This is a genomic window from Pseudomonas sp. (genome assembly GCF_050739935.1).
Classification (GTDB): Bacteria; Pseudomonadota; Gammaproteobacteria; order Pseudomonadales; family Pseudomonadaceae; genus Aquipseudomonas.
Genome location: NZ_JBOICF010000045.1, coordinates 87,867 through 100,280 on the forward strand (window position 1 = coordinate 87,867; position 12,414 = coordinate 100,280).

Genomic DNA, 12,414 nt, shown 5'->3' on the forward strand with positions numbered 1-12,414 from the left:
AATTTGTCTGTTTACACTCAAGCCATTCCCTCGCAATCGACAAGGCAAAGGCTATGCAAAATCGCATCATGATCACCGGCGCAGGATCCGGCCTGGGGCGCGAAATCGCATTGCGCTGGGCGCGTGAAGGCTGGCGTCTGGCGCTGTCCGACGTCAGTGACGACAGTCTTCAAGAGACCTTGAAACTGGTGCGCGAGGCGGGCGCAGAGGGTTTCGTTCAGCGTTGCGATGTCCGCGACTACAGCCAACTGACCGCATTCGCGCAAGCCTGTGAGCAGAAGTTCGGCGGCATTGATGTCATCGTCAACAACGCCGGCGTGGCGTCCGGCGGCTTCTTCGGCGAACTGTCGCTGGAGGACTGGGATTGGCAGATCGCGATCAATCTCATGGGTGTGGTCAAGGGCTGCAAGGCGTTCCTGCCGTTGCTGGAGCAGAGCAAGGGCAAGATCATCAACATCGCTTCGATGGCCGCCTTGATGCAGGGCCCGGCGATGAGCAATTACAACGTGGCCAAGGCGGGCGTAGTGGCGTTGTCGGAAAGCTTGCTAGTCGAATTGCGACAGCTGGAGATCGGCGTGCACGTGGTCTGCCCGTCATTCTTCCAGACCAACCTGCTCGACTCCTTCCGTGGCCCGACCCCGGCGATGAAAGCTCAGGTCGGCAAGCTGCTGGAAAGCTCGCCTATCACCGCCAGTGAGATTGCCGCGTATATCTTCGATGAGGTGGGCAAGGGCGAATTCATGATTCTGCCGCACGAACAGGGACGCATGGCCTGGCAGATCAAGCAGCAGAACCCGAACGTGATCTACGACGAGATGGCCAATATGGCTGAAAAGATGCGCGCCAAGGCGAAGGCTGGGTGAGACCGGCGGGTTTGGCCTTCTAGCTTCGCAGGCATGCCAGGAACATTTTCTGATAGGGTGGCGCGCATCTTTCCGGTCGCTCTTGTTTCCGGTCACCTTCGAAGAGACTTCACCGTGCTCAATTATCTCTGGTTCTTCCTCGCTGCCCTGTTCGAGATCGCCGGATGTTATGGGTTCTGGATGTGGTTGCGGCAGGGCAGGAGCGCACTGTGGGTGATTCCCGCGCTGATCAGTCTGACGCTGTTCGCGCTGTTGCTCACACGCGTCGAAGCCACTTACGCCGGTCGGGCTTACGCGGCTTACGGCGGGATCTACATCATTGCATCCATCGCCTGGCTCGGCGTGATCGAACGCGTGCGTCCCTTGACGTCGGACTGGATCGGCGTGGCTTTGTGCGTGATAGGCGCAACGATCATTCTGTTCGGCCCGCGCTGGTCAGTTTCCGGATAACGAAGTCCTGAGCAAAACCTTAAAGAGCGCGTTTAGTTTGCGCTGTGTTTGATCGCGTTTGATGACGTGTAGGACATGTCTGTCAGCCGCCGCCGTTCGGGCTTGAAGGGCAAGACTGATTTCTCCACAGCGCATTGAAGGATTGGATCCAGCGCGGCAACCTGCCCCCTCGGTTACCACCCAGGGAGTAGGAAAGATGCTGGTATTGACGCGAGAAATTGGCGAAACATTCTCCATCGGCGATGACATCACCGTGCAGATTCTGGGCATCACCGGCAATCAGGTGCGGCTGGGCATCGATGCTCCTCAACACGTGAAGATCCACCGGGCCGAAGTCTACAGGCGTATCGCCGCGCGTCTGCAGCAAATGGCGGCGCAGTCATCAGACACGTAGCATTGCCGTCGCGCCGGGGACTCACGCTGGGTCTTGTTCCGTCGCTTATTCGTCGAAATATTCTTTGGGCACTTCGTGCTTGAGCATCAGCTGACACTGCTGGCTGTCGAGATCGAAAAAGATCACGGCCTGACCTTTACTCAACGCATGCCGGACCCTCAGGACGCGGGTCTCGAGTGGCGTGTCGTCACCGTTGTCGGTGCCGTCGCGGGTCACGAAATCCTCGATCAGACGCGTCAGGGTATCGGCTTCGAGTTGGTCGTGGGGGATCAGCATAGGGTTCTCGGTTATCGCAGTGGGGCGGATGGCGGGGATGCTAGCGTGGTCAACGTCCAGGGGCTACAGCGTTAGTCAATTTCCTACGCAGTTGAGAGGCGCGCAGCGCAAAACCTGTGGGAGCGAATCAATCGCGAGAGGTTCTTACATTCGCCAAATCTGCATCGAATGAACTCCTGCATCGCGAATGAATTCGCTCCCACGGAGCCGAACGGTGAGGCGTCTACCGCTTCGGTTACCGCTGCCCCACCAATGTATCCACCGCCGGCACTCGGGTATCGGTCTCCATCTGGGCGTCGTGCTCGATCTGGTGGCTGAAATTCTCCAGCGACGCATTGGCCGGTTTGGCATCGCTCGCGAATACAGGCGGGCTCATGATGTAGGCGGTCAACAGGCGACTCAGCGTACTGAGGCTGTCGATGTGCGTGCGCTCATAGCCATGGGTCGCGTCACAACCGAACGCCAGCAGCGCGGTGCGGGTGTCGTAGCCGGCGGTAATCGCCGAATGCGCATCGCTGTAGTAATAGCGGAACAGGTCCCGGCGCACTGACAGTTCTTTTTCCTGCCCAAGGCGCAGCAAATGCCGGGACAGGTGATAGTCATACGGCCCGCCGGAATCCTGCATCGCCACGCTCACCGCGTGTTCGCTGGAGTGCTGGCCGGGCGCAACGGGCGCGATATCGATGCCGACGAATTCGCTGACGTCCCAGGGCAGACTGCCCGCCGCGCCACTGCCGGTTTCCTCGGTGATAGTGAACAGCGGGTGGCAATCGATCAGCGGTTCAGCGCCGCTGTCGACAATGGCCTTGAGCGCAGCGAGCAGCGCCGCCACACCGGCTTTGTCGTCCAGGTGCCGCGCACTGATGTGGCCGCTTTCGGTGAACTCGGGCAATGGATCGAAGGCGACGAAATCGCCGACGTTTATGCCCAGCGATTCACAATCGGCGCGAGTGGCGCAGTAGGCGTCCAGACGCAGTTCGATGTGATCCCAACTGATCGGCATGGTGTCGACGGCGGTATTGAACGCGTGCCCGGAGGCCATCAACGGCAGCACGCTGCCACGTATCACCCCGGTGTCGGTGAACACGCTGACGCGGCTGCCTTCGGCAAAACGGCTCGACCAGCAACCAACAGCGGCAAGGCCCAGGCGGCCGTTGTCCTTGACCTCACGCACACTGGCGCCAATGGTGTCCAGATGCGCTGAAACGGCGCGATCGGGGCTGTTCTGCTTGCCCTTTAATGTTGCGCGGATGGTCCCGCGACGGGTCAATTCAAAGGGTATGCCCAGCTCTTCCAGACGTTCGGCGACGTAGCGCACGATGGTGTCGGTAAAGCCCGTGGGACTTGGAATCGCGAGCATTTCCAGCAGGACTTTCTGCAGGTAATTCAGATCCGGTTCGAGGATTTTTGCAGTGGTCATGGGAGGCTCCTGTATCTCGTGGGACGGCGCGGCCCTGTAGAAGCCGGCTTGCAGTAAGCCGGCTTCCTGCCAGGGATTTGCGTCTAGCCGTGCACAGGCAAGCTGTGGGGAAACAAAAGATCGACGAAGCGCTCGGCAGTCGGCTGTGGCTCGTGATTGGCTAGGCCGCAGCGTTCGTTGGCTTCGATGAACACATAGTCCGGCTGATCGGCGGCCGGAACCATCAGGTCCAGACCCACCACCGGGATGTCGAGGGCGCGGGCTGCACGAATGGCGGCATCTTTCAATACCGGGTGCAGAATCGCTGTTACATCTTCCAGGCATCCCCCGGTATGCAAATTGGCCGTGCGGCGCACAGCCAGTCGCTGATCGGCAGGCAGCACGCTGTCGAAGGTAAAACCGGCGTCTTCCACGGTGCGACGGGTTTCTTCGTCGACCGGGATCTTGCTCTCCCCACCTGTCGCGGCGGACCGACGGCGGCTCTGGGCTTCGATCAATTCCCCGATGGTGTGTTGGCCATCGCCCACGATTTCTGCGGGACGCCGAATCGCCGCCGCCGCTACATCGAAACCGATGACTACGATGCGCAGGTCAAGCCCTTCATGAAAGCTTTCCAGCAGTACACGCGAGTCGAACTGGCGAGCGCGCTCGACCGCCGCCTGAACGTCTTCGATGGTGCGCAGATCCACCGCGACGCCCTGGCCCTGTTCGCCGTCCACCGGCTTGACCACGATGCGGTCGTGCTCATCCAGAAATGCCAGGTTGTCGTCGGCATTGCCTGCCAGTTGCTGCACCGGCAATTCCAGACCCGCCGCTTTCAATACCTTGTTGGTCAGGCGCTTGTCTTGGCACAGGGTCATGCTGACCGCTGAAGTCAGGTCGCTCAGGGATTCCCGGCAGCGAATGCGGCGGCCGCCGTGAATCAGCGTGAACAGCCCGGCTTCAGCATCATCGACCTGCACATCGATACCGCGTCGGTGAGCTTCCTCGACGATGATGCGTGCGTAGGGATTGAAGTCCGCTTGTGGGCCGGGGCCGAGAAACAGCTTCTCGTTGATGCCGTTCTTGCGCTTGATGGCGAAGGTCGGCAGGTTGCGAAAGCCGAGCTTGCCGTAGAGGTTCTTGGCCTGTTGATTGTCGTGCAGTACCGATAGATCCAGATACGCCAACCCGCGACTCTGGAAATGCTCGATCAGATGGCGCACCAGCACTTCGCCGACGCCGGGCCGGGTGCATTGCGGGTCCACCGCCAGGCACCAGAGGCTGCTGCCGTTTTCCGGGTCGTTGAAGGCCTTTTGATGATTAAGGCCCATGACGCTGCCAATCACTGCATTGGTGGTTTCGTCCTCGGCGATCCAGTACACCGGTCCGCCCTGATGACGCGGGGTCAGTAGCGCGGGATCGATAGGGAGCATGCCGCGGGCGATATACAGGTTATTGATCGCAGTCCAGTCGTCCTGGCTTTGCGCACGTCGGATGCGAAAGCCGCGAAACACGCGTTGGGAAGGGCGATAGTCGCTGAACCACAGACGCAAGGTGTCCGACGGGTCGAGGAACAACTGCTGCGGCGATTGCGCCAGCACCTGTTGCGGCGCGGCTACATAAAGCGCGATGTCGCGCTCGCCGGGCTTTTCGGTCAACAGGTCGTTCGCCAGCGCCGCGGGATCGGGATAGGTGTGACCGATCAACAGACGGCCCCAGCCGCAGTGAAGTGCCAGCGGCTCGCTATCGGGGGTGCTGCCATCCTCGGCGAAACGCGCTTGCAAGCGTTCGTAGGACGGCGCCTGACCGCGTAACAAACGCTGGTTATAGATCGAAGCGTTGGCTTTCATCGGTCAAAGTCCTTGTTCGCTGAGCCACAGGTTCAGCGCCGCGAGCTGCCACAGCTTGGAGCCGCGCAGCGGGGTCAATTGACCATCGGGATCGGTCAGCAGGTTGTCGAGCATGGTCGGATTAAACAGGCCGCGATCCTGACTCGGGTCGAGCAACAGGTCACGCACCCAATTCAACGTGTCGCCTTCCAGGTGCTTGAGACCGGGCACAGGGAAATAGCCTTTCTTGCGGTCGATGACTTCCGACGGAATCACCAGGCGCGCCGCTTCTTTCAGCACTTGTTTGCCGCCATCGGGCAGCTTGAAGCGGGCAGGGACGCGGGCGGACAGTTCCACCAGGCGGTAATCGAGAAATGGCGTACGCGCCTCCAGACCCCACGCCATGGTCATGTTGTCCACGCGTTTGACCGGGTCGTCCACCAGCATGACCGTGCTGTCCAGACGCAAGGCTTTATCCACCGCTGCATCGGCGCCAGGCATGGCGAAATGTTCGCGCACGAAGTCACCCGCTGCGTCATTGGCCGTCAGCCACTGCGGAGCCACGGTGGCAGCGTACTCGTCGTAACTGCGGTCGAAAAATGCATCGCGATAGGCCGCATAAGGATCGCTCGCGCCATCGACCTGCGGGTACCAGTGATAACCGGCGAACAATTCATCCGCACCCTGGCCGCTCTGCACCACTTTGCAATGCTTGGCGACTTCCCGGGACAGCAGGTAGAAGGCGATGCAATCATGGCTGACCATTGGCTCGCTCATGGCGCGAAACGCCGCAGGCAATTGCTCGATGATCTCGCTTTCCTTGATGCGCAGTTGGTGGTGGTTGGTGCCGTAGTGTTTGGCGATCAGGTCCGAATACTGGAACTCATCACCGCGCTCGCCACCGGCATCCTGAAAACCGATGGAAAAGGTTGAAAGGTCCTTTACGCCGACTTCGCGTAACAGGCCCACCAGCATGCTCGAATCGACGCCGCCGGACAGCAGCACGCCGACATCCACCGCCGCGCGTTGACGAATGGCCACGGCTTCGCGGGTGCTGTCGAGTACGCGGTCGCGCCAGTCTTCAAGGCTCAGGTTCGCTTCGTCGGCACGTGGGCCGTAGGGCAGCGTCCACCAGACTTTCTGCTCGACCTTGCCGTCGGCGCTCACGCGCATCCAGGTAGCAGGCGGAATTTTCTCGACGCCGGCCAATAGAGTGCGCGGGGCAGGGACCACCGCATGGAAATTCAGGTAGTGGTTCAGCGCGACAGGGTCGAGCATCGGGCTGATGTCGCCGCCTTTAAGCAGCGCAGGCAGGGCCGAGGCGAAACGCAGGCGCTTGTCGGTGCGCGACAGATACAGCGGTTTGACGCCCAGACGGTCACGGGCGATGAACAGGCTTTTTTTGTCGCGCTCCCAGATGGCGAAGGCGAACATGCCATTGAGCTTGGGCAGCATCTCTGCGCCCCAGGCGTGATAGCCCTTGAGCAGCACTTCAGTGTCGCCACCGGAATGGAACTGGTAGCCCAGGGCTTCAAGCTCGGTACGCAGTTCGGGGAAGTTATAGATCGCGCCGTTGAAGGCCAGTGACAGGCCCAGATGACTGTCGATCATCGGCTGCGCCGAGCCGTCGGACAGGTCCATGATTTTCAGACGACGATGGCCCAGGGCAATCGGCCCTTGGCTATGAAAACCCCAGGCATCCGGGCCGCGAGGGGCCAGATGATGGGTAACGCGTTCTACTGCGGCGAGGTCCGCAGGTTGGTTGTCGAAACGTAATTCACCAGCTAATCCGCACATATAATCCTTACCGGTTTTCCGTTGGGGAACGTAGACGGGAAGTCCGGCTACCCAAAGACTGACAGGCAGGGGTTACGAGAGTTTTAGAACGATCGGTTATAAGCCGGTGATGTGTCTTACGCGGAACCTGTAGCAGCCGGCTTGCTGTCGAAGGCGTCAGGCCAGTTGCAACATTCCAATCTGGACTACCGCGTTCGCCAGCAAGCCGGCTCCTACGCCCTTCGGGCAGAAGCGGGTTGCGTAGGCCCCTGTAGAAAGCGGGCTCAATACCCCGTCATCTCTAGATACCCCACGCCTTCCTGGCTGCCGCTCATCTGCACCGGCCCTTCCCAATACGGAATCTGCAAATTCATCCAGGCTTGTGGGTTGAGCGCTTCAACCGTGACGTCCAGGCCTTTTTCCGGGATTTTTACCGACCAGCGGGTGGGCATGTCGCGGCCTTCGACATCGCTGGTGTCCTGCGGCTCAAGCACGATATCCGTCGTCGCCAGCAATTCGGTACTGCCATCGGCGTTGATCCAGGTGCCGGTCAGATAAGGTTCGCCGTCCTTCTGGCGCATGCGGTAAAGCATCAATTCGGCCCCGTCTTTTAAATGCAGGGAAAACCAGTCCCAACCGGTCTGATTGTCCGTCAGTGGCTGGCTGCTCCATTCGCGGTCCAGCCATGCCGGGCCGGACACCTGATAGGTCTTGCCATCGATCTCGATGCTGCCGTCGGCCTGAAAAAACGGTTGGCTGTAGTAATAAGACGCCTGGCCTTGCTCGGATTTCTGACTGAAGCCCTGTTTGCCCTGCAGCACCACCGGCTTGCTCGATGTCAGGTGCAGGCGATAGTTGAACTGCGGCCCTCGCGCTTGCAGCTGCATGTTGGCCAGGGGATCTTCGGTGTTCGATTGGCTGCTCAAGGCCCAGTCATCGATCCAGGCCGAGAAAGGCGCCAGCGTGACACCAGCCTGACCGACACCTCCTCGGGCGTAGCGCTCGGCGGCGTAGTGCGCGTCTTCGGAAGTCACCGCCGCATGGCCCATCCACAGGTTTCGGTTGCTCCAGCCCTGATCGCTGCCCAGGGCGGTTTTCGCTCGGGGCAGGGCGTTGCGAAACAGTGTCCATTGCACCCCGAATGACTGACCGTCAGCATCCTTCAGGTTGGCGGTGATGTACCACCACTCGATGCGGAAATCATCGTGCGGGCCGTGATCCTCGGGAAACACGAAGCGCTTGTCCGGGGTCACTTTGGCGTAGCTGGCAGCATCGTCCGCCAGCCCGGCGAAACCTTTTTCTTCTTCCGGTTTTTCGTCGCAGCCAGTCATCAGCAACACGGCCATCAACAGGGCCATCGCCTTAATTTTCATTGGCGAAGGTCCTCAGCAGATCGGCCGGGCGGGTGCGATACAGACGGTACAAAGGCCACGCCGATGCCAGCAATGTGGCGAGTATCGCCAGCAACATCAGGCTCAACAGTTGGCCCGGGAAAACCTGCAACGGCAAGCGCCAGCCAAACGCCTGAACGTTAATCACTGCATCCAGACACCAGGCCAGCAACAGCCCGAGGGGTATCGCCAGCACCAGCGTCAGCACTGCCAGCAGCCAGGTCTGCGCCAGGTTCAGCAGCATCAATTGCTTGCGGGTGACGCCCAACGCCCACAATGGCGCCAGTTGCCCCAGACGGCTCTGACTCTGGGTCAGCAGGCTGATGAACAGCGCCACCCCAGCGACCATCAACGTCAGGCTGTTCAATGCGGCAGTCGCGGCGAAAGTGCGTTCGAACACCTGTCGCGACCAGGTCTTGAGCTGGATCTGATCGACGATGCGGTTGTCATCGATGGTGAATTTGTTGTGCAACACCCGCAGCAGTTGCGGAATGGCGTGCGGGTCGATGCGCAGATTGAAGCGGTTGGGCGTCAGTTGCGGCCAGTGTTCGAGCAGGTGCTCGGCGTTCACCAGCATGTGCCCCTTGGGGTTGCCATAGTCGGCGTAGATGCCCACCACTCGCAGCTGCCAGTCACCGTCCGGCGCCGGCAGTTTCACTTCGTCACCCACGGCGACCCTGAGCCGACGCGCCAACTGCTCGCTGAGCATCAGCGTGTCGTCCTTGGCTAATTGTCCCCACGGGTCGCCACCGGTCGATTCGAGCAGCGGCCAGTGTTGTCGGTAATGGGGACTGTCGATGACGCCGTACAGCTCGGCGGGCCAACCATGCAGTTGCAGCGACACCTGCCAGTTGGGCAGCACGGCGGAGGTCAGCGGTTGCTCGCTTAGCCATTTTTGCAGCGGCGCGGCCTGCGCCGAATTCTGCGGGTTGATGTACAGCTCGGCGCTCAGTCGTTGCTCCAGCCAATGGCTGAAGGTCTGACGAAAACCGGAGGTCATGCTGCCCGCGCCGATGTTCGCAGCCATGGCGAGCAGCAGGGCCATCAGTGCCAGACTCAGGGCCGGCAGCTGTTGGCGGCAGTCGGCGAGGAACCACTGTCCCAACACCGAACGGCTCTTGCCCAACAGCGCGTTGAGCAAGGCGTTGAGCAATACTGGCAGGCCCAGTGCGGCGCTTAGCAATAGGCTCGCCATGAGCACGAAACCCAGCGCCAGGCTGTTGCCGAACAATGCCGCGAGCAACGCGATCAGCGCAGAAATCCCGGCGATCCAGCCCTGGCGCTTGAGCCAGCGCGCGTGGGTCTCATGCCAGGCTTGAGCGTTGGCCAGCGCCAGCAATGGCAGACGCGCGGCGCGCAACAGGCTGCTGGCACCGGCGAGGAAGGCGCCGAACAGAGCGACTCCGAGGCCGCTCAGCCACCACCAGATGCTCAGATTCAAATGCCCCGCCACCTCGGCCCCATACAGGCCGCGCAGGCTGGCGGCGACATCCGGCAGTAGCACGCTCGCCAGCCAGTAACCGCTGATGACCCCGGCAATGCCGCCCAACAGCGCGAGCACACCCAGTTCGATCACCAGACTAGCGATCAAACCCCTGGCGCTGACCCCGCAAGCACGCAGGTTGCGCAGCAGTCCGCGGCGTTGTTCCAGCGCCAGTCCAATCGCCGCATGCACGATGAAAAGCCCGACCACGAACGACAGAAAACCCAGCGCGTCGAGGTTCAGATGGAAGCTTTCGGTGAGGCGCCCCAGGTCGTTGTCTTCGCCACTTTTGCGGATCACCAGTTCGCCCTTCATGTCATCGGGTAGGGCGGGCGCGTTGTCCGCAAAGTCCGTGGGCAGAATCATGCGCGAGATTTGCCCAGGCTGGTTCAGCAGTTGCTGAGCGAAGCCGATGTCCACCAGCAGCAGACCGGGAGCCATGTCGGCTTGCGCATGCAGCGGCGGCAGGGCCTGACCGGATTCGCTCAACGGTTGCTCACCTTCATGCAAGCCCAGCGCCTGCATGGTCTGTGGGGAGATCCAGGTGCTGCCCGGCGGAGTGAAGAAATCAACGATCTGCGCGGTGTCCAGTGCCCGTCCTGCCAACGCGGTGTTGGCAGGCAGCGACACCGGCTCGATGCCCAACAGCGTCAGGCGTTGATCGGGCAGATTTTTCAGGGTGATGCGCCCGCGCAAAGCAGGCGACACTGGCCAGCCGGCCCGGCGCAGGCTGACGAACAGTTCTTGCGAGTAATTCGCGCCATTGGGAGCAACCAGGACCTTTTGCGGCTCACCGCCGATCAACTGGCTGGCTTTGGCGTAACTTTCGCGGGCCTGGCTGTTCAACGCCTGCACGCCAGTAAGCAGGCTGGTCGCCAGCCACAGGCCGGTCAACACGCTGAAGAATTGCACCGGATGGCGCCGCCAATGGCTGAGCAAAGCCTTGAGCGTCCAGAAGAACACCGGCATCAGCGATCGCCTTCAGCGGCCAAGCGCCCCAGATGCAGCACTGCCTGACGATCCAGACGCGCCGCCACCCGCGGGCTGTGCGTCACCATCAACAGGCTGGTGGGACTGTCGGCGAGCAGGTCCAAAAGTAACTGCAGTACTTCGTCGCTGGTGTTCTCGTCGAGGTTGCCGGTAGGTTCGTCCGCCAGCAGCAGACCGGGGCGAGAGGCGAGGGCACGACCGATGGCGACTCGTTGTTGCTGGCCGCCGGAAAGTTGTTCGGGATAACGCTTGAGCAACGTGCCCAGACCCAGGCGCTCGACCAGTTCGGCCTGCCACTGGGGTTGATAACGCCCGGCCAGACGGGCCTGAAACGCGAGATTGTCCTCGACCTTGAGGCTGCCGATGAGGTTGAACTGCTGAAACACCAGACCGATTTCGGTGCGTCGCCAGTTGGCCAGTTGCGCTTCGTTCATCTGGTCAAGACGCTGACCGGCGATCTCGATGCTGCCTTTGTCGACCTGATCCAGCCCGGCCACCAAGTGCAGAAGGGTGCTCTTGCCGCTGCCGGATTCGCCCATCAACGCCAGACTTTCACCCTGGCCCAATTGCAAATCCGCACCGCGCAATACCGCCAATGGGCCTTGGGCCGTGGCATAGCTCTTGAACACGCCTTGGACTTGCAGCATCGACATGCACCTGAAGGGAGAACGCAGTGGAGCATACCGGGATATGCAAACGGTCGGACAGTGGATCAGCGTGGAGGTGAAGAAGTTGCGTTGGATGTAATGGGTAATAACGTCAGACAGGTGCATTCCATTGTAGGAGCCGGCTTGCTGGCGAATGCGGTGGATCGGTGACGAACCTGTCGACTGACACTGCGCATTCGCTAGCAAGCCAGTTCCTACAAGCAGGATCTGTGTAGGGCGCTGTTATTTGTCTCTGATCAGATGACGCACCACAAACCGGTTCGGATGCCAGGCCTCTGCGACGCTGCGTGGCAACGGCAAGGGTTTGTTATCCAGCCATGCGGCAATACCAGGGGGGTGAAGAAGTTGCCTTGAATGTGGAAGTAGGAATGTCAGGCTGGCGCATTCCATTGTAGGAGCCGGCTTGCTGGCGAATGCGGTGGGTCAGTGACAAACCTGTCGGCTGACACTGCGCATTCGCTAGCAAGCCAGCTCCTACAAACAGGATCAGTGACAAACCTGTCGGCTGACACTGCGCATTCGCTAGCAAGCCAGCTCCTACAAACAGGATCAGTGACGAACCTGTCGACTGACCTTGCGCATTCGCTAGCAAGCCAGCTCCTACAAACAGGATCAGTGACGAACCTGTCGACTGACACTGCGCATTCGCTAGCAAGCCAGCCCCTACAAGGAGGATCTGTGTAGGGCGCTGTTATTTGCCTCTTATCAGATGACGCACCACAAACCGGTTCGGATGACAGGCCTCTGCGACACTGCGTGGCAACGGCAAGGGTTCGTTATCCAGCCATGTGGCAATACCAGGGGGATGAAGAAGTTGCGTTGGATGTAATGGGTAATAACGTCAGACAGGTGCATTCCATTGTAGGAGCCGGCTTGCTGGCGAATGCGGTGG

Annotated in this window: 10 protein-coding genes and 2 pseudogenes; 3 read left to right on the top strand and 9 right to left on the bottom strand. The window is 60.6% G+C overall.

Annotation, left to right across the window (positions count from 1 at the left end; all coding sequences use genetic code 11):
* Positions 1 to 53: 53 nt before the first annotated feature.
* From ACRER8_RS08160 to csrA, 3 genes are all read left to right on the top strand, one after another.
* The gene (locus ACRER8_RS08160; RefSeq protein ID WP_431745830.1) at positions 54 to 863 is read left to right on the top strand and encodes an SDR family oxidoreductase; all 810 of its coding nucleotides are present in this window, start codon (positions 54 to 56) and stop codon (positions 861 to 863) included.
* A 114-nt stretch (positions 864 to 977) separates the two neighbouring features.
* Positions 978 to 1,313, top strand: a complete 336-nt coding sequence (locus ACRER8_RS08165; protein ID WP_431745831.1) for a YnfA family protein — start codon at positions 978 to 980, stop codon at positions 1,311 to 1,313.
* Positions 1,314 to 1,509: 196 nt separating this feature from the next.
* Complete coding sequence (gene csrA / locus ACRER8_RS08170; protein WP_431745832.1) at positions 1,510 to 1,707, top strand: carbon storage regulator CsrA; 198 nt, start codon at positions 1,510 to 1,512, stop codon at positions 1,705 to 1,707.
* Positions 1,708 to 1,752: 45 nt separating this feature from the next.
* Here the strand turns inward: csrA and ACRER8_RS08175 are convergent, their stop codons facing one another.
* The 9 genes and pseudogenes from ACRER8_RS08175 to ACRER8_RS08215 all read right to left on the bottom strand — a co-directional run.
* A complete protein-coding gene (locus ACRER8_RS08175) occupies positions 1,753 to 1,983 on the bottom strand; it encodes a YheU family protein (protein ID WP_081566003.1) in 231 nt (76 codons plus the stop codon).
* 235 nt (positions 1,984 to 2,218) lie between these two features.
* Positions 2,219 to 3,403 carry an osmoprotectant NAGGN system M42 family peptidase gene (locus ACRER8_RS08180; RefSeq protein ID WP_431745833.1) on the bottom strand — a complete coding sequence of 395 codons (1,185 nt, stop codon included), beginning with the start codon at positions 3,401 to 3,403 and terminating at the stop codon, positions 2,219 to 2,221.
* Positions 3,404 to 3,486: 83 nt separating this feature from the next.
* Entirely contained in the window at positions 3,487 to 5,235 is a 1,749-nt protein-coding gene (ngg, locus tag ACRER8_RS08185; RefSeq protein WP_431745834.1) for an N-acetylglutaminylglutamine synthetase, read from the bottom strand.
* Positions 5,236 to 5,238: 3 nt separating this feature from the next.
* On the bottom strand, positions 5,239 to 7,011 hold the full coding sequence (locus ACRER8_RS08190; protein ID WP_431745835.1) for an N-acetylglutaminylglutamine amidotransferase: 1,773 nt from the start codon (positions 7,009 to 7,011) through the stop codon (positions 5,239 to 5,241).
* Positions 7,012 to 7,274: 263 nt separating this feature from the next.
* Positions 7,275 to 8,363 carry a lipocalin-like domain-containing protein gene (locus tag ACRER8_RS08195; RefSeq protein ID WP_431745836.1) on the bottom strand — a complete coding sequence of 363 codons (1,089 nt, stop codon included), beginning with the start codon at positions 8,361 to 8,363 and terminating at the stop codon, positions 7,275 to 7,277.
* A complete protein-coding gene (locus ACRER8_RS08200) occupies positions 8,353 to 10,833 on the bottom strand; it encodes an ABC transporter permease (RefSeq protein WP_431745837.1) in 2,481 nt (826 codons plus the stop codon). Before ACRER8_RS08200 ends, ACRER8_RS08195 begins: the two co-directional genes overlap by 11 nt.
* Positions 10,833 to 11,501 carry an ABC transporter ATP-binding protein gene (locus ACRER8_RS08205; RefSeq protein ID WP_431745838.1) on the bottom strand — a complete coding sequence of 223 codons (669 nt, stop codon included), beginning with the start codon at positions 11,499 to 11,501 and terminating at the stop codon, positions 10,833 to 10,835. The genes ACRER8_RS08200 and ACRER8_RS08205 overlap by 1 nt, the downstream gene beginning before the upstream one ends.
* Positions 11,502 to 11,744: 243 nt before the next feature.
* Positions 11,745 to 11,849, bottom strand: a pseudogene (locus ACRER8_RS08210) (hypothetical protein); the annotation flags it as partial.
* 364 nt (positions 11,850 to 12,213) lie between these two features.
* A pseudogene (locus ACRER8_RS08215) lies at positions 12,214 to 12,318 on the bottom strand (hypothetical protein); the annotation flags it as partial.
* Positions 12,319 to 12,414 lie beyond the last annotated feature (96 nt).

Excerpts from the sequence above, each read along its gene's own strand:
- ACRER8_RS08160 (WP_431745830.1), top strand. The coding sequence starts at position 54 with ATGCAAAATCGCATCATGATCACCGGCGCAGGATCCGGCCTGGGGCGC.
- csrA (WP_431745832.1), top strand. The coding sequence starts at position 1,510 with ATGCTGGTATTGACGCGAGAAATTGGCGAAACATTCTCCATCGGCGAT.
- ACRER8_RS08175 (WP_081566003.1), bottom strand. The coding sequence starts at position 1,983 with ATGCTGATCCCCCACGACCAACTCGAAGCCGATACCCTGACGCGTCTG.
- ACRER8_RS08180 (WP_431745833.1), bottom strand. The coding sequence starts at position 3,403 with ATGACCACTGCAAAAATCCTCGAACCGGATCTGAATTACCTGCAGAAA.
- ngg (WP_431745834.1), bottom strand. The coding sequence starts at position 5,235 with ATGAAAGCCAACGCTTCGATCTATAACCAGCGTTTGTTACGCGGTCAG.
- ACRER8_RS08190 (WP_431745835.1), bottom strand. The coding sequence starts at position 7,011 with ATGTGCGGATTAGCTGGTGAATTACGTTTCGACAACCAACCTGCGGAC.
- ACRER8_RS08195 (WP_431745836.1), bottom strand. The coding sequence starts at position 8,363 with ATGAAAATTAAGGCGATGGCCCTGTTGATGGCCGTGTTGCTGATGACT.
- ACRER8_RS08200 (WP_431745837.1), bottom strand. The coding sequence starts at position 10,833 with ATGCCGGTGTTCTTCTGGACGCTCAAGGCTTTGCTCAGCCATTGGCGG.
- ACRER8_RS08205 (WP_431745838.1), bottom strand. The coding sequence starts at position 11,501 with ATGCTGCAAGTCCAAGGCGTGTTCAAGAGCTATGCCACGGCCCAAGGC.